The following is an 18,707-nucleotide window of genomic DNA, read 5'->3' as shown; positions in this document are numbered from 1 at the left end:
AGAGCGCTTTGCTTACTTTCGCGCTTTTCGAAAGTGAGCCGCCGTCAGGGCGGAACCCTAAGTGGCCGTTACCGCAGCAATGGATATGTACACAATCCAACTGCGTTGACTGCCAGTCCGCATTCGCGAGCAAGCCCGCACAGTTGGATTGCGGGGTGTCAGGTGGATAGGCGTCGGCTGGCAGAACGTCAGGCAGCGCTGCGAATCTTGTGCAAAGCATCCGCCACCCATTGACCAAACGCATCCACCGGCCCTTGCAGGTTGCCGAGAAAATGCGGATAGATCAGCCACAAATCCATCACCGGCTTGAAGTCCTTGAGAGGCATCGCCGCCAGGTGCTCGCGATGAGCACTACGTTCCAGCAACGGACGGGGCACCAGGCCAAGGCCGAGGCCATCAGCCACCAGGCCCAGTTGCAGTTCAGTGCCAAAGGTTTCCAGGTTCACCCGCAGCGCCAGGCCCTGGTCAGACAAGGTGCGCTGCAACCCCGCACGGAACCCGCAGCCGTCCGGGTTGAGAATCCAACCGCTCTGGTACACGTCCGCCAGCTTGCACGGTTTCTTCGGCAACTGCGCCTTGGCACAGACCACCACCAATTCCATCTTGCCGATGGACTCACCCACCAGGTTGTCCGGGAAGATCTTGCCCGCGGGGAACAACGCCACCGCCGCATCCAGTTCACCGCGCTCGATCTTGCCGACCAATTGGCTGCCCCAGCCGGTGGCAACCTGGGCGCGCAAGTCGGCGTATTCGCTGCGCAGGTGCTTGAGCGCGTCCAGCAGCACCACATCGCCGATGGTCTGCGGTACGCCCAGGCGCAGCACGCCGGTGGGCGGAGCATCGGTGGCCACCAGTTCGCGCAGGGCATCCATCTCACGCAGGATCAACCGACATTGCTCATAAACGCGGGTACCGATAAGCGTCGGCTTGAGCGGCTTGGTGTTGCGGTCGAACAGCTCCACCCCCAGGGCCTGCTCGAAGTTCTGCACGCGGCGGGTGATGGCTGGCTGGGTCAGCTGCAACGACGCGGCGGCATGGCTGATGGACTGGCAACGAATCACTTCGACAAAGGCATCGATATCGTCAATTTTCATTTGGGCCGCACATACAGATCAGTCATTAAGATGTGCGTGAAGCATAGTGGCCGCACACAGGTCTGGATAGCCCACCCAGCGATCAATAACGTCTAACGCTATTCAAACCGGTTCTAAATTACCTTCGGCTATAAGCTAATCATTAAAAAATAGCATATTAAAAATGAACATTATGCTTAGATAAAAGCACACCAACAGCCCGATGGAATGGTCATGACCCAGGCCCGACACCCCGAGAGACTCAGAGCCTTCATAGGCGCCCTGGCGGAATTGATCGACGGCAACCCGCGTGAAGGCGACCTGCTGCACCGTGGCGGCAAGCTGCTGGCGCAACTGGTCAGCCACGATGATTGGCTGCCCGACGAATTCGCCCAGCCCGACCCCGAGCGCTACCAGCAATTCCTGCTGCATGCCGATTCGCGCCAGCGCTTCAGCGTGGTCAGCTTTGTGTGGGGGCCGGGGCAACGCACGCCGATTCATGACCACAGGGTGTGGGGGTTGATCGGCATGTTGCGCGGCGCGGAGTTTTCCCAGGGGTTTGCCCGGGCGCCGGGCGGCAGCCTGGTAGCGCAAGGCGAACCCGTGCAGTTGCTGCCAGGCCAGGTCGAGGCGGTGTCGCCCAAGGTCGGCGATATCCACCAGGTCAGCAATGCCCACGGCGATCAGGTGTCCATCAGCATCCACGTATACGGCGCCAATATCGGCGCGGTGCGCCGGGCGGTGTATCAACCCGACGGCAGCGAAAAACTGTTTATCTCCGGTTATTCCAACGCCTATCTCCCGAACATCTGGGACCTGTCCAAAGAAAAGAGCCCTGCCCTATGACCACCCTATCGACCCGCAACTTTGCGCAGATTCGCCAGGCCCTGTTGGCACGTGAAGAAGTCGCGCTGATCGACGTGCGTGAGGAAGCCCCCTTTGCAGAGGCCCATCCGCTGTTCGCCGCGAATATCCCCTTGTCCAAGCTGGAACTGGAGGTGTACGCGCGCATTCCACGCCGCGATACCCAGGTCACCCTGTACGACAACGGCGAAGGCCTGGCCCACCGCGCCGCCGAACGCTTGGTTGCACTGGGCTATACCCAGGTCAGCCTGCTGGAGGGTGGACTGGACGGTTGGCGCCGGGCCGGTGGCGAGCTGTTTATCGACGTCAATGTACCGAGCAAGGCGTTTGGCGAACTGGTGGAGAACCAGCGTCACACGCCGTCCCTGGCAGCCGAAGAGGTCCAGGCCTTGCTCGACAGCCAGGCCGATGTGGTGGTGCTCGATGCGCGCCGTTTCGACGAATACCAGACCATGAGCATCCCCACGGGCATCAGCGTGCCGGGGGCCGAGTTGGTGTTGCGCGCCCGTGAGCTGGCGCCCGATCCGGCCACGCGCATTATCGTCAACTGCGCCGGGCGCACCCGCAGCATTATCGGCACCCAGTCGTTGATCAATGCCGGCCTCCCCAACCCGGTGGCGGCCCTGCGCAACGGCACCATCGGCTGGACCTTGGCCGGGCAGACCCTCGCCCATGGCCAGGCGCGCCGCTTTGCGCCGACCTCGGAAAACCATCGCCAGCTGGCCGCCCAAGAGGCCCGTGGTGTTGCCGACAAAGCCTCGGTAAAACGTGCAACGCTCAATGATCTGCAGCGCTGGCAACAGGACGCGACACGCACCACTTACCTGTTCGATGTGCGCACCATAGAAGAATACGAAGCCGGCCACCTGCCAGGCGCCCGCGCCACCCCGGGGGGGCAACTGGTGCAGGAAACCGACCACGTGGCCAGTGTGCGCGGTGCGCGCCTGGTACTGGTGGACGACGACGGCGTGCGCGCCAATATGTCCGCGTCGTGGCTGGCCCAGTTGGGCTGGCAGGTGTACGTATTGGATGACCTGCAAGCGGAGCACTTCAGCGAGCGCGGCGCATGGGTCGCGCCAGTACCACCGCCGCCCCAGGCCGAACTGATCAGCCCCCACACCCTTGCCGACTGGCTCGGCCATGGCGACACCCTGGTGCTGGACTTCACCGCCAGCGCCAACTACGTGAAACGTCATATCCCCGGCGCCTGGTGGGTGCTGCGCGCGCAACTGCCAGAGGTCCTGGCCAAGGCACCGAGCGCCCAGCGCTATGTATTGACCTGCGGCAGCAGCCAACTGGCGCGCCTGGCGGTGGCGCAAGTCGAGGCGCTCACCGGCAAGCCGGTCTTTTTGCTGCAGGACGGCACGGCTGGCTGGATCCATGCGCAACTGCCCCTTGAGTCAGGCGAAAGCCACTTGGCGTCCCCGCGTATCGACCGCTACCGCCGCCCTTACGAAGGCACCGACAACCCACGGGAAGCCATGCAGGCTTACCTGGATTGGGAGTTCGGCCTCGTGGAACAACTGGCCCGCGACGGCACCCATGGTTTCTATGTGATCTGATTCACCGCTGCACCGTTTCGCTCAACCGACCCCTTCTCCAGGCGGAGGTACTTTCCTTTACCTAACGCCTGGAGTTTTGCCCATGCTGTATGCCCTCCCATTCAAACGCCTGCTGTGGGGCGCCACTTTGGCCCTCGGCCTGCTCTCTACCGCTCAGGCTGCCGACCTGCAACCGCTGCGCGTGGCCAACCAGAAATCCACGATCAAGGCGCTGCTGGAAGCCTCGGGCGAAAGCCAGAACGTGCCCTACGAGATCAAATGGTCGGAATTCCCCTCGGCCTCGCCCCTGGGCGAAGCGCTGAATGCCGGTGCTGTGGATGTCGGCGCCCTGGGCGATGCCCCTTATGTGTTCGCCCTCGGCGCCGGTGCCTCGATCAAGGTGATCAGTATCATCCATGCCGAAGGCCGTAACACCACCGCGCTGCTGGTGCCCAAGGATTCACCGATCAAGACCGCGGCCGACCTCAAGGGCAAGAAGATCGTCACCGGGCGCGGCTCCATCGGGCATTACCTGGCGATCAAGGCCCTGAACAATGCCGGGCTGACCACCCAGGATGTGCAGTTCATCTTCCTGCTGCCCGCCGAATCCCGGCTGGTACTCGACAACGGCACCGCCGATGCCTGGGCGACATGGGACCCTTACACCACCGTGGTCACCTCACAAAGCAATGCTCGCGTGTTGGTCAGCGGCAAGCATCTGCTGAGCAATCACCTGTACTTCGCCGCCACCGGCCAGGCCATTGCCGACAAGCGCGTGCAACTGGACGACTTTGTCGCACGCATTGATCGCGCCTACGCCTGGGCCAATACCCATCCCGAACAATACGCCGCTGCCCAGGCCAAGATCACTGGCCTGCCACTGGCCGTGCATATCGAAGTGGCCAAAGACACCCATCTGTCCCCCGTGACGATTGACGATACGGTGATCCACGGCCTGCAAGCCACCGCCGACACCTATGTAAAAGAAGGCCTGCTGAGCAAACACATCGACGTCTCCCAGGGCTTCGATTCCAGCTTCAACGCCAAGCGTATCCCCCTCGAACAAGCCTCGCGCTAAGGAGCAGAACATGAGCAAGCCACGTCAATTGAAACTCGGTGCCATGGTGCACGGCGTCGGCCACGGTTGGGGCGAATGGCGCCACCCGCAGGCACAACCCGACGCCAGCACCAATTTCGGCTTCTACAAGCAGCAGACCGCACTGGCCGAAGCCGCCCGGTTCGACTTCGTGTTCATCGCCGACAGCCTGCATATCCACCCCAAGTCCAGCCCCCATTACCTCAACCGCTTCGAGCCGCTGACGATCCTCTCGGCCCTGGCCGCGCTGACCACTCACATCGGCCTGGTCGCCACCGTGACCGTCAGCTACACCGAGCCTTATCAGGTGGCACGCCAGTTCGCTTCGCTGGACCATATCAGCGGCGGCCGTGCCGGCTGGAACGTGGTCACTTCGTGGCTGAGCGGCACCGCCGATAACTTCGGCAAGGCCGAGCACCCGCCCCACGCCGTGCGTTATCGCATCGCCAAGGAGCATCTGAATGTGGTCAAGGGCCTGTGGGATTCCTGGGAGGACGACGCCTTTGCCTATAACAAGCACAGCGGCGAATTCTTCACCCCAGGCAAGTTGCATGCGCTTAACCACAAGGGCGAATTCTTCTCGGTCAAAGGGCCGTTGAACATCGCGCGCTCGCGCCAGGGCCAACCGGCGATTTTCCAGGCAGGCACTTCGGAGGATGGACGTAACTTTGCCGCTGAAAACGCCGACGCGATTTTCGTGCATGTGGAAACTATCGACGAGGGCAAGGCCTACAGCGCCGATTTGAAACGCCGCGCCAAGGGCTTTGGCCGCGCCCCCGACAGCCTGTCGATACTGCCGGGTATTCGCCCGATTGTCGGGCGTGATGCCGCCGAAGTGGAAAGCCGCTACCAGCAAGCCGTGGCGCTCGTCACCGTGGAAGACGCCATCGTCGCCCTCGGCCGGCCGTTCAACGACCATGATTTCAGCCAGTACCCGCTGGATGCGCCCTTCCCCGAACTGGGCGACCTGGGCGCCAACAGCCAGAAAGGTGGCTCCGAGCGTATCAAGCAACTGGCCCGTGACGAAGGCCTGACCCTGCGCGAAGTGGCCCTGCGTTTCTCGCGCCCCCAGCGCGACTTTGTCGGCACCCCGGAACAGGTCGCGGACGCGATCCAGACCTGGTTCGAGAGCGGCGCCAGCGATGGTTTCATCATCAATTCGGTGCTGCCGGATGGCTTGCAGTATTTCACTGAGCTGGTGGTGCCGGTGCTTCAACAGCGGGGGTTGTTCCGTACCGAGTACAGCGGCCATACCCTGCGCGACAACCTCGGCCTGGAAGTGCCGGCGAACCGCTACAGCGTGATCGAAGCCACCGAACAAGCCCTGGCCTGAAGGCTCCCCCCTGTAGGAGCGAGCTTGCTCGCGAAAAACTCAAAGGCGCCGCGTTTATTCAGGAAGTACGCGTTATCGTTGACGTTTTTCGCGAGCAAGCTCGCTCCTACAGGTGTTCAGGGCTTGCCACCCTGCCACACTTTTGACCGAGTACAGACTTATGACTCAACCGTCTCTCAAGGCTGTGGAAGCCGTCGATTTCGACGCCCTGCTTGACCACCTCAGCGCCGAGCTGGCCAGTACCGCGCCCCTCTATGACGACAGCGGCGCTTTCCCCCACGCCAATTTCAAACTTCTACACCAACACCACCTCATCGCCCTGACCGTGCCGAAAAAACTCGGCGGCGGCGGCGCCAGCCTGGCCCAGGCGCGCAAAGTCATCAGCGCCATCGCCAAGGGCGAACCGTCCACGGCATTGATCCTGGTGATGCAATACCTGCAACACGCACGCCTGCAAGACAGCCAGAGTTGGCCCGCACACCTGCGCGTGCAGGTCGCGCAAGAGGCGGTGCAAAACGGCGCGCTGATCAATGCCCTGCGTGTCGAACCCGACCTGGGCACCCCAGCCCGTGGCGGTTTGCCGGCCACCACCGCGGTGCGCACCGCCGACGGTTGGCGTATCAGTGGGCGCAAGCTCTACTCCACCGGCAGCCATGGCCTGAGCTGGTTCAGCGTGTGGGCGCGCAGCGACGACGCCGACCCGCTGGTAGGCGCCTGGCTGGTGCCCAAGGCCAGCCCCGGCGTCAGCATTATCGACACCTGGGACCACTTGGGCATGCGCGCCACCTGCAGCCATGAGGTGGTGTTCGACAACGTATGGGTGCCCCTGGACCATGCGGTCAGCGTCAGCCCCTGGAGCGCCCCGCAAGCGGAGCTGGACGGCGAAGGCTTCCTGTGGATGTCGGTGTTGCTGTCCTCGGTGTACGACGCCGTAGCCCAGGCGGCACGGGACTGGCTGGTGCACTGGCTGGAGGAGCGCAAGCCGTCGAATCTCGGCGCGGCGCTGTCCACCCTGCCGCGTTTTCAGGAGACCGTCGGCCATATCGACACGTTGCTGTTCGCCAACCGCAGCCTGCTCGACGCTGCCGCCGCAGGCCACACGCCGACGGCCAATGCGGCGCAAGTGAAGTACCTGGTGACCGGCAATGCGATCCGTGCGGTCGAGCTGGCCATCGAAGCCTCGGGCAACCCTGGCCTATCACGTCATAGTCCTCTGCAACGGCATTACCGCGACGTGCTGTGCAGCCGCGTCCACACTCCGCAAAATGACGCCGTGCTGCAAGGCGTCGGCAAAGCGGTGTTCAACCAGCGCCAAAAGGAACGCACATGAGCCAGGTGATTATTGCCAGCCAACTGGACGAAGACTTCAACCAGGTGATCCGTGAGCGTCTTGTGCAACTGCACCCCCAAGCCCAGGTAATCGGCGTGCCGGTCGGTGTGCCCAGTGACTTGCCGCCCCACGCCAATATCCTGCTGCTGCGCCCGATCAATGTGCGTGGCTACACCGCCCCCGACACCCCGCCACCGGGCTGGCCCTACGGCGCACAGTGGGTGCACCTGGTGTCGTCGGGTATCGACTTCTACCCCCAGTGGCTGTTCAACGGCCCACCCGTGACCACTTCCCGCGGCAGCGCCGCCGATAACCTGGCCGAGTTCGCCCTGGCGGCGATCTTTGCCGCGTCCAAGCATTTGCCGGCTATCTGGGTAAAGGATGCCCAATGGCAGTTCACCGCGCTGCGCCCGCTCAAGGGCACCACGTTGGGCCTTTTGGGCTTTGGCGCGATTGGCGCAAGCCTGGCGCAAAAGGCCCTGGCCCTGGGGCTCAAGGTGGTGGCGCTGCGTCAAAGCACAACGCCGTTCGGTCTCGATGGCGTGGAAGCGGCCAGAGACATCCACGACCTGTTTGCCCGCGCCGATCACCTGGTGGTGGCGGCCCCCCTGACCGAAGCGACGCGGCATATCATCGACCGTAATGTACTGGCCAGCGCCAAACTGGGGCTGCACCTGATCAACATTGCCCGCGGAGGCCTGCTCGATCAGCAAGCGCTGTTGCACGCGTTGGATAACGGCCAGATCGGCCTGGCGTCCCTGGACGTCACCGAGCCTGAGCCATTGCCCGACGGGCACCCGTTGTACAGCCATCCGAGGGTACGGCTGTCGCCGCATACTTCGGCTATTTCGACCAACAGCAAGGAAGAAATTGCGGATACGTTCCTGGCAAATCTGGAACGGTATGTGGCGGGCCTTGAGTTAAGTAACCTAGCGAATGCTTGACAGCTTGCTCGCGAAGGTGGCGTGCCAGCCAAAGAATGTTTAACTGGACCACCGCTTTCGCAGGCAAGCCAGCTCCCACACTGGTCATGCATTGCCCACAAAAAATCAGCACCTGCCACAGATCCCCTGTGGGAGCGGGCTTGCCCGCGAAGGCGGTGTGTCAGTCACTGAGTCTTCAACTGAACCACCGCTGGGAGAAACTTATTTGATGCGGTAGTGGAATGTGTTGCGCACTGCCGGTACGGCAACAGCCTTGCCATCGACGATTCTCGGCTGGTAGCGAAAAGTATTGGCCGCCGCCAATGAGGGCCGGATGAACAACGGGTGGCAGCCGTCCAGCACCTTGGGGTTTTCCACGTGGCCTTGGGTGTTGACGGTGTACTCCACTGAACAGTCGCCTTCGATGTTCTTGTCCAAGGCGCGTTCGGGGTAGTCCGGGGCGGCCTTGCTCAAGGGCTGGTACTGGCGGCTGTCGAATGCTGGGGTAGGCGCAGGCACGGGGGCTCGGGCTTTTTCCGCAGCGGCACGCGCCTGGCTCAGGCGTTGCTGTTCCAACTCACGATTGCGCTGCTCGGTTGCCATGCGCTGTTGCTGCTCGAGTTTTTTTTCTTCAACCCGCTTGCGTGCCAGGGCGGCTTTCTCGAGCTTTTGCGCCTGGACCTGCGGATCAACTGTCGGTTTGGTCGGTACCGGGATAACAACAGGTTCTGGCAGCGCGGCAGCGACGGGCTCAGGTGCCGGTGCTGGTAAAACCACCAACTGCGTGTGCATCACCCGTGGCGCATCCACCCTTGGTCGCTCCGTTGACCAGCCCAGCATCAACGCCACTGCTACCGCACCATGCAGCGCCACGGCCAGACTCGCTGCCAGGCTTTTGCGCCAGAAACCATCGCCGTTGGGCGCCAAGGCCAGTGCCGGACTGTGCATGCTCATCGCCGTCATTGTGGGGCCTCGGTGACGAGCCCAATATTGCTGACGCCGCCCGTCTGCAGTACCGCCATGGCCGCCACCACACGGCCGTAACCGGCAGTGTCGTCAGCACGGATATACACCTGGGTATCGCTGCGCGCCGCCACCACCTGCATGACCTTGGCGCTCATTTCTTCCAGCGTCACCGCACTGTCGGTCTGCTGGCGGGCATCCAGCTCGTCACCCAGGTTCCAGTAGTAGCCACCGTCGGCCTTCACCGATAACGTCAGGATCTGCTGGCGCGTATCGCTGGCCAGCGCCTCGGCGGCGACCTTGGGCAGTTCGATCTTCACACCCTGGGTGAGCATGGGCGCGGTGACCATGAAGATCACCAGCAGCACCAGCATCACGTCGATGTAGGGCACCACGTTCATCTCGGCCTTGGGCCCGTGCTTGCGTTGCGGCCTGGTCAACATCGCTTTGCTCCTTGTTCAGGCGGCCACGGCCAAATTGTTCGAGGTACCGCGCAGCGTGCGGTGCAGGTGCACTTGCAGCTCATTGCCAAAAGCGTAGTAGCGCGTGAGCAAGGTCTGGCTGCGTGCCGCGAAGCGGTTATAGGCGATCACTGCCGGAATCGCCGCAAACAGGCCAATGGCCGTGGCAATCAAGGCTTCGGCAATGCCCGGTGCCACGGTCGATAGCGTGGCCTGCTGCACCTGGGACAAGCCGAGGAAAGAATTCATGATGCCCCACACGGTCCCGAACAGACCGATATAGGGGCTGACCGAACCCACCGTCGCCAGAAATTGCAGGCCCTTTTCCAGCTCCAGTTCCTGCTCGGTGATCGCTACCTGCAAGGCGCGCTCCACACCCTCAAGCACAGCCGGATCTTGGTGGTGCAGATGCTGGTATTCCTGCATGCCGGCAATAAAGATCGGCGCCACACCGCCCTCGCCCGCCTGCACGGTTTCGCGAAACAAGGGCTGCAGGTCCGACGCGACGCGAAAGCGCGCCAGGAAGCCGTCAAGCTGCCGTTCCAGACCACGCAGCACACGGCTGCGCTGGATGATCAGGTACCAACTGAACAAGGAGGCCAACAGCAAGGTGACCATCACCGCCTTGACCAACAGGCTGGCGTCGCTGATCAAGCTCCAGATCGTCATATGTTCCATCGTCGCGTGCATGGTGAAGCTCCTATTCGATTAAAAACGGATGACTGCGTGATGACAGCTCAAGGTAATTTCAACGCGCGACTCACCTCGGCCCAGGGCACGAACTTGAAGTTCTGGGCTTGCTCGGGCATGCGCTTGCGCCCGTCCTGCACCACCAGCATGCCTTGGCTCCATGGCCCGCCGAGGTTGACGGCAGTGACCTCCAGGCCATCGGTTTCCGAGGCGCCATCAATGCCGGCGGCCGCATTGAGGCCAACGCGCAAGGCGCCGCGCACAGCGAATGGCGGCTCGGCGTCCAGCACCAGGTAGCTGTCATTGCCTTGGCTGGAGACCACCAGGTAATCCCGTGCGGGGCTTTGATACAGCGCCAGGCCTTCGACGTCCGCGTGCAGTTGCGCGCCGACTTTGATCACCGAAGTGAGCGTGGCCGGTTGCTCGGCACGGGCATCCATCGCCCACACGCCCACATCTTCCTCACCGATGAACAAGCGTTGGCGCTGGTCATCGGCCACACAGCCCTCGGGTTGGCTGTCGACCTTGAACTGACGCACCAATTCGCCCTGCACACGGCCAGCCGGTGCACTCAGGCGGTATTGCAGGAAGGTGCCATCCTTGTCATTGGCAAACGCGTAAAGCTCGCCGCTGGCAGGCTGGTACAGGCAGATGCCGTAGATGTCCTTGAGTGGCGTGGGGACCTCACCGGCTTCACGCAGCTCGCCGCTCTGACGGTCGATGCTGAACAGGCTCAGGCTGTTGCGGTCGCGGTTACTCGCCACGGCCAGGTCGACGGTGTGCGTACCCAGTTTGAAGCCTGGGCGCAGGTCGACATTGTTCAGGCGCCCCACGGCCAGCTCCTGCAGCAGCTTGCCGTCGAGATCGTAGGCCAGCAGGCCCTGTTTCTTGTTGGTCCCCAGCACACGACTCTTGGCTGGCGTGTCCGGGTGAATCCAGATGGCTGGGTCATCCGCCGCGTCGCCTTGGCGACCCACGGGTTCGGTCTGGCGCAGTGCGGCGACTTGCGCCAGTGCCGGGGCAACCGGCACCGAGGTGGCCTGCCAGTCGAGGCGGCCCTGATAGAGCTGGCCGCTGTCGTCATCCCGCACCAGCACCTGCCGGCCCTGGATCACCAGTTGCTCCGGTTCTTTGAGGCCCGGCAAGGTCAGGCTGGGTTGTTCAACCCAACGCTCCCCGACTTGCTGGAACGGGTGCAATTGCGCGGTTTTCGGGTCCAGCGCGAGCATCCCACCCGGCACCAGCGCCATGGCGCCTGCTTCCCGCGCGGGGTCGTCGAACAGCGCCACGGGCGTGCGTTTCACCTCGGCTTCCGGGTGTGCCGGGTAGGCCCACCAGCCGACGTTTTGCTCGTTCACCACCAATCGCTCGGCCGCATCATCCACTTGGCAGTACTGCGCCGATGGCGGCAGTGGCAGGCTGCGAACACGCTGCGCCTGGGCCAGCAGGGTCGAACCATTGCCCACCAGCCACTGCTCGCCCTTGCCCTCTTCACCGACCAGGAACACAAACAGGTTGGCCGCCGAATCGCGATAGAGGCACAGGCTATTGACCGCAAAGTCGCGGGTCGGCAGGTACAGCGGCGCACCCCAGGTTTTGCCGGCTGCATCGAGACCGATCAGCAAGGCCTGCTGGCGGTCGTTATCGAGGCTGGCGATCAGCGATTGAGCGCCGGCAGCGCGGGTGTCGAGGCCGCTGAAACGGCCCTTGAACCGGGCCAGTTCGGCGCCTTTATCGTCGAGCAACAACAGGCCGTCGCGGGCACTGGCGGCCACGCGCTGGGTGCCGCCGGGCAGGAAGGCCACGGCTTGGGCATTCAGGCTGGGTGCCCAAGGGGCCAACGGCAACTCGGTCGCGAACGCATTGGCGCTGGTTATCAACACAACCAACAGGCACAGCTTGGAAATTCTCATGAACAGACAATCCTTCGAAAACAATGGAGATCCCGTTTGGGACGGCTTGCCCTGATGCCCTGTAGGAACGAGCTTGCTCGCGAAAAACTCACAGGCGCCGCGTTCATTCAGGCGACCCGCGTTATCGTTGAGGTTTTTCGCGAGCAAGCTCGCTCCTACAGGGGGGGGGCAACGGTTAGAAATGGGTGAAGGTCAGGCCCAGCTTGTAGGTGGGGCCGTACTCTTCGTACTGGCCGTTGTAGCTACGGTGGCCGGTGTAGACGAAGTACGACTCGTCGGTGAGGTTCTGTGCCTCGAAGCTGACCTGCAGATTCTTGGTCAGTGAGTAGCGCGCGCTGAAATCGACGAAGGTTTGCGCGTCGACGTGCAGGTCATGGGCCTTGTCGTTGATCGACGCCAACTCGTACAGGTAGGCCGATTTGTAATTGGCCGACAGGCGTAGGCTGAGCTTGTCGTCTTCCCAACCGAGCATCAGGTTGCCGACCGTGTCTGACTGGTTGGGCAGGCTGATGTTGCGCTTGCGAGTGCGCCCGCTGGCGCTGTCGAAGCCCTCGATGTCCGCGCTGGAACGGCTGAAGGTGCTGTTGGCGCCGATCATCAGGCCGTTCCACGGTGCAGGCAGCCAATCGAACTTCTGTGAATAGGCCAGTTCCAGGCCATAGAGTTTGGCGCTGTCGCCGTTGGCAAAGGTGTGCGCCTCGGCGAAGTTGGCCCAGGCACCGGTACCGGCCACGTCGGTGTTGTAGACGAAGTTCTGGATGTCTTTGTAGAACACGAAGGCCGAGACGGTACCGGCGCGGCCCATGAAATGTTCGATGCCCAGGTCCAGGTTGCTTGATTCGAGCGGCTTGAGGTCCGGGTTGCCGAAGGTGGCTTCGTCATCGTCGATCACAAAACCAGGGGCCAATTGGCCAAAGGTCGGACGCACCACCGATTTGGTCCAGGCGGCGCGCACTTGGGTGTTCTTGTCAATCTGGTAGCGCGCATGCAAGCCCGGCAACCAGTGGTGATAACGGCGCTTGGTCTCGGTGGCGCTGAACTGGCCGTCCGTGGCGCCGGTGCCCTTGGCTTCGAACTCAGTACCCTCGTAACGCATGCCGGCAATGAAGCGCCAGTCGTCGATATCAACGGTGTTCATCAGGTAGCCGGCGTTGATGTCTTCGCGAATGGTGAAGTCGTTGACAGTGGATTCGGTGGGGTCATAGAAGTCATCACGATTGAGGCCGCCGATCAACTGGCGGATATTGCTCGCGCTGATGCCTGGGCCAAAGCGGCCGAGACGGTAGTCGACGTTGCCCTTCTGGAACTGCGTAAGGTTGAGTTGTTCATCGCTCAAACCCTGTTCATCCAGGTCCTTGTAGACCCAGGCTTCCAGGTCATTGTCCTTGTGGCGCCGGCTGACCTTGCCACCGAACTTGAACTGGGATGCGTAACCGCGCAGGTCATAGTCGCGGGCCAGGTCCAGGCGCAGGTTCTTCTCGGTGTCCTGGGTGTGCTGTTTTTCCCAGTCGACTTTGTCGAGGCTGAAATTGGCGGGGTCGTAGAAACCGCTACCAACGATCGGGCGCGGCTTGGACTTGTCGTAGAAGCCGCTGTCGGCAAAGTCACCGCCGTCGAAGGTCGCACCGGCAATATGCCCCGGGCTGTCTTCGCTGGAACGGCTATACCCGGCCTGGCCGCTCAGGGTCCACAGGCCGAGCATGCGTTCACCGCCCAATACGTAGGACTGGATTTCCTGGGTTTCCTCGCGGTTCTTGAGCTTGCGCTTGCCCTCGGCTTCGCCCAATTCGCCGGGCGCCTGCGGGTCAGCGAACTCTAGGCTGGCGGCGTTGCGGGTTTCGGTGTCTTTGTAGCGACTGTAAAGCGTGCGCAGGTAGTAGCTGCTCACGTCATCGGGCTTGTAATCGAAGTTAAGGCCACCACCGGCGCGTTCACGACTGATGTCGTAGTCGCGCTGCTCGAATTCATTGAGCCGGGCGCCGTTAGTGAAGTCCCAGGCGCCGCCAGTTTCGACATTGTCCGAGCCAAAATCACGCTTCTGCCAACTGAGCGCCGCGGCCACGCCAAAGTTGTAGATACCGTCGCCGAGGCTGAACCGGTTACTGGCGGCGCCGGAGAATTTCGGGCTGGTCTGGTGTGTGTTCTTGTCGTAGCTGGCCTCAGTGCTGCCGGTGTAGAACAGGCCCTTGTGATCGAACGCCGACAGGCTCTTCACATCAACGGTGCCGCCGAGGGAGTTGGCGTCCATGTCCGGTGTGAGCGTCTTGATCACCGACAGCGACTGCACCAATTCCGAAGGCAGAACATCGAGGGCCACGGCGCGGCGTTCGCTCTCGGGGGATGGCACCAGGGTGCCGTTGATGGTGACACTGTTGAGGTCCGGGCCCAGGCCGCGCACGCTCACAAAGCGCCCCTCGCCCTGGTCACGCTCAATGCTGATGCCCGGCAAGCGCTGCACCGCCTCGGCAACGTTCTCATCCGGCAACTGCGCGACGCCGTCAGCATGCACCACGCTCTTGATGCTATCGGAAGAGCGCTGCTCCTTGAGGGCGCTGTCGATCGCAGCGGCTTGGCCGACCACATCGACATGCTCGGTGGTGGCCGCTTCGGCGGCATTGACCCGCTCGCAGGCTATCGCCAGGGCCAAGGCGGTAAGCGTAAAGCTGACTAGCCCGGTGCGCTTGTACATGAAACCCTCCCCAAGAATCCGTTGACGCCAGGCAAGGAGCCCGGCAACTGGGAGGGCACGCTAGGGGTGAGGCGTGACGGTTCTGTGACAGGATTGCGGGCAGAGCCTGGCAAAGCGGGGTTTACAGGCTTCTGGAGCGTACAAATGAGCTGAAATGACCTGGGTCAGAGGTGGGAGCTGGCTTGCCTGCGAAGACGGCCGACGGTAACTACGATGCGAAGCGAGCCGCTCTTGATCTGCTTTTGATCTTGATCTTAGGCGCCCCGTTAAACCACGCTGGCCGGACACAGGCTTGAATTCGTGGGTAACCCGGCAGGACGCCGGGTTAGCCGCCCCGCGCCATGGATGGCGCGTGGCGGCGGCCCACGGATTCAAGACTGTGTTCGGGTACACCGAGCCCTAGCGAGGTGCCGAGTGGTGGGGCAAGAGCCCTTTTGGTTACTTTTGGGGCTCTTTTCCAAAAGTGACCCGCTGTAAAAGCGGAACCCTAAGTGGCCGTTACCGCAGGAATGGATATGTACTCGGTATAACAGTGTCGACTGTGACGGCGCCTTCGCGAGCAAGCCCGCTCCCACAGTTGGATTATGGGGCGTCAGGGGAGATAGGCGTCGGCTGTCAGGCCGCCATCGCAGGCAAGCCAGCTCCCACATGGGTTCTATGTTCAGCTGAGAAATATGCCGAGGGCATGAGCTGATTCGACCCTCCCACCCCGTCATCCAACCGTCACATCCATCTGCTGTGCTGGTGCCCATCGCTTATTTGCCCAAGGACCCGTGGCCATGTTTTCCGTGCTCAAACCCCACCGCTGGAAACTCGCGTTGCTGCTGATCGCCGCCAACCTCGGACTGATCCTGCACCTGGCCTGCGGCGAGCTCAAAAGCGTCAGCGAATGGGTATGGTTGGATATCATCGGCGAAGGCGGTTCGGCGCTGCTCGCGCTGATCTGGCTGGGCCTGGTGTTGAAAAGCCGCCCCGCCGGACGGGTCACCCAATACCTGGCGCTGGGGCTGTCGTGCATCTTTTTTTCCTGGTGGATCGACAGCCTCGACGAATTCATCCGCCTGCCTGACAGCATCTCCTGGGATCACTGGCTGGAGTCAGGGCCAATGCCGGTGGGCATGATTCTGCTGACGATCGGTATCTACCACTGGCACCACGAACAACTGGCGATCAGCGCACAGATGGAAAAACGCGAGCGGTTGTTTCGCGAGCATCGGCTGTTCGACAAACTCACGCCCCTGGCCGGTGCCGACTACCTCAAGCGCCAACTCGCCGACAGCCTGCGCGACAGCCAAGAGCAGCAACAACCGCTGTCGCTGCTGGCCCTGGACCTGGATAACTTCGCCACCATCAACCAGGTTTACGGGCATGCCGAGGGCGATGCGGTGCTACAGGCGGTCAGCCACGTGCTGCTGCTCAACCTGCGCCGTCAGGACCTGTTGTGCCGCCTGGCGGGTGACCGTTTTGTGGTGCTGCTGCCCAACACCGGCGAGCGCCAGGCCCAGGGCCTGGCGCTGGAGTTGCAACACGCGGTGCAGAGCCTCGCCCACAAGACCCGGCAACAGGGCGAACGCCTGCAACTGGCGGCGACCACGGCGGTGGTGATGGCCTTGCAAGAGTCACCCCAAGAGCTGCTCAAGCGCCTGAACCTGGGCCTGGCCCGGGCCAAGCAGCCCCTTGCGAAAAGCGCCTGAGATGGCCGTGAAAACCAGCTGGTATGAAAACGACAGCCGCTTCATCCCCGGTCATTATCAACCCGCCACGTTGATCGACCTGGGCTTGTCCCGGGACATCGACAGCCATCGCCTGCTGCGCGGCACCGGCCTGTTCCACGAAGACATCCTGGCCGGCAATGCGCGGTTGAGCCCGCAACAGTTCCTGGGTCTGATCGGCAACAGCCGCAAACTACTGGACGCCGATGACAGCAGTTTCCTGTTTGGCCAACGCCTGCTACCCGGCTACTACGGCGCCGCCAGCCATGCGCTGGGGCATGCACAGAACCTTCATCAGGCGCTGGAGATCCTGATCCAGCAACAAGTGCTGCTCAGCCCGCTGGCCACGCCGCAACTGGAGCTGGATGAGCATCACGCTTACCTGTATTGGTTGGACAGTTGCGGCGCTGGCGAACACTGGCGCTTTCTGCTCGAAGCCAGCATGACCTCGCTGGTTGCCATGAGCCAATGGCTCAGCGGCCAGCGCTTGCCATGGGTGTGCAGTTTCAGCCATGCCGAACCCCGGTATGTCGAGCAATACTGGGTGCATCTGGGCGAACACACGCGCTTCGAACGCCCGCTGGACATGATGTGCCTCCCCCGTGAATACCTCACCCACAACTGGCCTGGCGCTTCGGCCACGGCGGGCCAGGTTGCGCGCCAGCAAGCGCTTGAACAAATCGAGCAACTGGGCTTTGCCACAAGTTTTCTGGATTGCCTCTACGGCTACCTGCGCGAACACGTGCGCCAGCCACCGAGCCTGGAACAGGCCGCGCACACCTTCGCCATGAGCCCGGCGACGCTAAAGCGCAAGTTGCAACGGCACGACACGGGTTTTCAGCACCAGGTCGACCGGGTGCGCAAGCACGTGGCGTTGCACCTGTACCAGGCCAAGGGCTTGAGTAACGAGGAAGTGGCGGCGTACCTGAACTTCAACGATGCGGCGAATTTTCGGCGCTCATTCAAGCGGTGGACGGGCAGCACGCCCAACCTGATCCGCCAACTGTTCAGCAGCCGCTAGCGAGGCGTTCGCGCAGGAACTCCACCAGCGCTTGCACCGGGCGTGAACTCTGGCGGTGCTGCGGGTACACCGCTGACAGGGTCAAGGCCTCAGGCGCGAAGTCTTCCAATACCTTGACCAAACGGCCGTTCTTCAAGGCCTCGCTGACAATGAACGTCGGTAGATAGGTAACGCCCAGACCGGCAATCGCGGTATCGCGCAGCAGGTCACCGTTATTGACGCGCATGCGCCCGCTGACGCTCAAGGCTTGCAACTTGCCTTTGAAACGCCATTGCACCTGGCGGCCGTGGCCGTAGGGCAGGCAGTCGTGCGCCGTTAAGTCCTCGGGTTTCAATGGTGTACCCCGCAGCGCCAGGTAGTCGGGGCTGGCGCAATACACCCGCTCGATAGCGGCGATCCGCCGGGCGATCAGGGTGGAATCTTCCAGGGTGCCGATGCGCAGCACCAGGTCGTAGCCTTCGCCGATCAAGTCCACCGGGCGGTCGCTCAGGTCGACTTCGACGCAAACCTGCGGATGCTGGCGCAGAAACAACGGCAGCAGGCAACCCAGGTGCGCCATGGCGAACGACAAGGGCGCACTGAGGCGAATGGTGCCTCGCGGCTCGCTGTTCTGACCGGCGATGCCCTGCTCCACTTGCTCCACCTCACCGAGCAGGCGCAAGGCCGACTCGTAGTAACTCTGGCCCAGCGGCGTGACGTCCAGGCGCCGTGTGGAGCGGTTGAGCAAGCGCACGCCCAGGCGCTCTTCCAGTTGGATCAGGCGGCGGCTGACGAATTGCTTGGACAAGCCCAATTGCTCGGCGGCGGCGGTAAAACTGCCGGACTCCATGACCTGGCAGAACAGGCGCATGTCTTCGAAGGGGTTCATTGTCGCTTCTCAGGGGACGATGGGCTGTTTTATAGCCTGTCAGTGGTCACACCACAAACCAAATGTGAACCCAATCAAATGTGGGAGCTGGCTTGCCTGCGAAGACGGCCTTACAGCCGACCGGGATATTGGATTTGACCGAGTACATATCCATTATTTAGGTAACGGCCACTTAGGGTTCCGCCCTGACGGCGGCTCACTTTTGAAAAGCGCAAAAGTAAGCAAAACGC

At 62.3% G+C, this 18,707-nt stretch carries 15 protein-coding genes; 8 read left to right on the top strand and 7 right to left on the bottom strand.

The features are described 5' to 3' along the window. Window positions 1–188 precede the first annotated feature (188 nt). The gene (locus tag DK871_RS26480) at window positions 189–1,094 is read right to left on the bottom strand and encodes a LysR family transcriptional regulator (protein ID WP_032896831.1); all 906 of its coding nucleotides are present in this window, start codon (window positions 1,092–1,094) and stop codon (window positions 189–191) included. A 213-nt stretch (window positions 1,095–1,307) separates the two neighbouring features. Here DK871_RS26480 and DK871_RS26475 point away from each other — a divergent pair, with 213 nt between their 5' ends. The 6 genes from DK871_RS26475 (at window position 1,308) to DK871_RS26450 (ending at window position 8,181) form a co-directional block, all read left to right on the top strand. Beyond that, window positions 1,308–1,919 carry a cysteine dioxygenase gene (locus DK871_RS26475; RefSeq protein ID WP_161907234.1) on the top strand — a complete coding sequence of 204 codons (612 nt, stop codon included), beginning with the start codon at window positions 1,308–1,310 and terminating at the stop codon, window positions 1,917–1,919. Beyond that, window positions 1,916–3,499 (top strand): rhodanese-related sulfurtransferase, encoded by a 1,584-nt coding sequence (locus DK871_RS26470; RefSeq protein WP_161907233.1) that lies wholly within the window; start codon window positions 1,916–1,918, stop codon window positions 3,497–3,499. The genes DK871_RS26475 and DK871_RS26470 overlap by 4 nt, the downstream gene beginning before the upstream one ends. An 82-nt stretch (window positions 3,500–3,581) precedes the next feature. Beyond that, window positions 3,582–4,556 carry an ABC transporter substrate-binding protein gene (locus tag DK871_RS26465; RefSeq protein ID WP_161907232.1) on the top strand — a complete coding sequence of 325 codons (975 nt, stop codon included), beginning with the start codon at window positions 3,582–3,584 and terminating at the stop codon, window positions 4,554–4,556. Between the two features lie 10 nt (window positions 4,557–4,566). Further along, complete coding sequence (locus tag DK871_RS26460; protein ID WP_161907231.1) at window positions 4,567–5,907, top strand: LLM class flavin-dependent oxidoreductase; 1,341 nt, start codon at window positions 4,567–4,569, stop codon at window positions 5,905–5,907. A gap of 160 nt (window positions 5,908–6,067) precedes the next feature. Then, the gene (locus tag DK871_RS26455; RefSeq protein ID WP_161907230.1) at window positions 6,068–7,237 is read left to right on the top strand and encodes an acyl-CoA dehydrogenase family protein; all 1,170 of its coding nucleotides are present in this window, start codon (window positions 6,068–6,070) and stop codon (window positions 7,235–7,237) included. Then, the gene (locus tag DK871_RS26450; protein ID WP_161907229.1) at window positions 7,234–8,181 is read left to right on the top strand and encodes a D-isomer specific 2-hydroxyacid dehydrogenase family protein; all 948 of its coding nucleotides are present in this window, start codon (window positions 7,234–7,236) and stop codon (window positions 8,179–8,181) included. Before DK871_RS26455 ends, DK871_RS26450 begins: the two co-directional genes overlap by 4 nt. A 201-nt stretch (window positions 8,182–8,382) precedes the next feature. Here DK871_RS26450 and DK871_RS26445 read toward each other — a convergent pair whose 3' ends face one another. From DK871_RS26445 to DK871_RS26425, 5 genes are all read right to left on the bottom strand, one after another. Beyond that, a complete protein-coding gene (locus DK871_RS26445) occupies window positions 8,383–9,123 on the bottom strand; it encodes an energy transducer TonB (RefSeq protein WP_161907228.1) in 741 nt (246 codons plus the stop codon). After that, window positions 9,120–9,566 carry a protein TolR gene (gene tolR / locus DK871_RS26440; RefSeq protein WP_161907227.1) on the bottom strand — a complete coding sequence of 149 codons (447 nt, stop codon included), beginning with the start codon at window positions 9,564–9,566 and terminating at the stop codon, window positions 9,120–9,122. The genes DK871_RS26445 and tolR overlap by 4 nt, the downstream gene beginning before the upstream one ends. A gap of 15 nt (window positions 9,567–9,581) precedes the next feature. Beyond that, window positions 9,582–10,274 (bottom strand): protein TolQ, encoded by a 693-nt coding sequence (gene tolQ, locus DK871_RS26435; RefSeq protein WP_161907226.1) that lies wholly within the window; start codon window positions 10,272–10,274, stop codon window positions 9,582–9,584. A gap of 47 nt (window positions 10,275–10,321) precedes the next feature. Next, window positions 10,322–12,187, bottom strand: a complete 1,866-nt coding sequence (locus DK871_RS26430) for a phytase (RefSeq protein ID WP_161907225.1) — start codon at window positions 12,185–12,187, stop codon at window positions 10,322–10,324. A 175-nt stretch (window positions 12,188–12,362) separates the two neighbouring features. Then, a complete protein-coding gene (locus DK871_RS26425; RefSeq protein ID WP_161907224.1) occupies window positions 12,363–14,876 on the bottom strand; it encodes a TonB-dependent receptor in 2,514 nt (837 codons plus the stop codon). 779 nt (window positions 14,877–15,655) lie between these two features. On the opposite strand from DK871_RS26425, the gene DK871_RS26420 reads away from it, so the two are divergent. Both DK871_RS26420 and DK871_RS26415 read left to right on the top strand, forming a co-directional pair. Then, window positions 15,656–16,570 carry a GGDEF domain-containing protein gene (locus DK871_RS26420; RefSeq protein ID WP_161907223.1) on the top strand — a complete coding sequence of 305 codons (915 nt, stop codon included), beginning with the start codon at window positions 15,656–15,658 and terminating at the stop codon, window positions 16,568–16,570. A gap of 1 nt (window position 16,571) precedes the next feature. Then, the gene (locus DK871_RS26415; RefSeq protein ID WP_161907222.1) at window positions 16,572–17,609 is read left to right on the top strand and encodes an AraC family transcriptional regulator; all 1,038 of its coding nucleotides are present in this window, start codon (window positions 16,572–16,574) and stop codon (window positions 17,607–17,609) included. Here the strand turns inward: DK871_RS26415 and DK871_RS26410 are convergent. After that, the gene (locus tag DK871_RS26410) at window positions 17,596–18,477 is read right to left on the bottom strand and encodes a LysR family transcriptional regulator (protein WP_161907221.1); all 882 of its coding nucleotides are present in this window, start codon (window positions 18,475–18,477) and stop codon (window positions 17,596–17,598) included. The two genes, DK871_RS26415 and DK871_RS26410, sit on opposite strands and share 14 nt — an antisense overlap. Window positions 18,478–18,707 lie beyond the last annotated feature (230 nt).

The sequence above is a fragment of the Pseudomonas sp. L13 genome (assembly GCF_009935965.1).
GTDB lineage: Bacteria > Pseudomonadota > Gammaproteobacteria > Pseudomonadales > Pseudomonadaceae > Aquipseudomonas > Aquipseudomonas lactis.
The sequence above is the reverse complement of the archived record's forward strand: the minus strand, read 5'-3'. Positions and strand labels throughout refer to the sequence as shown.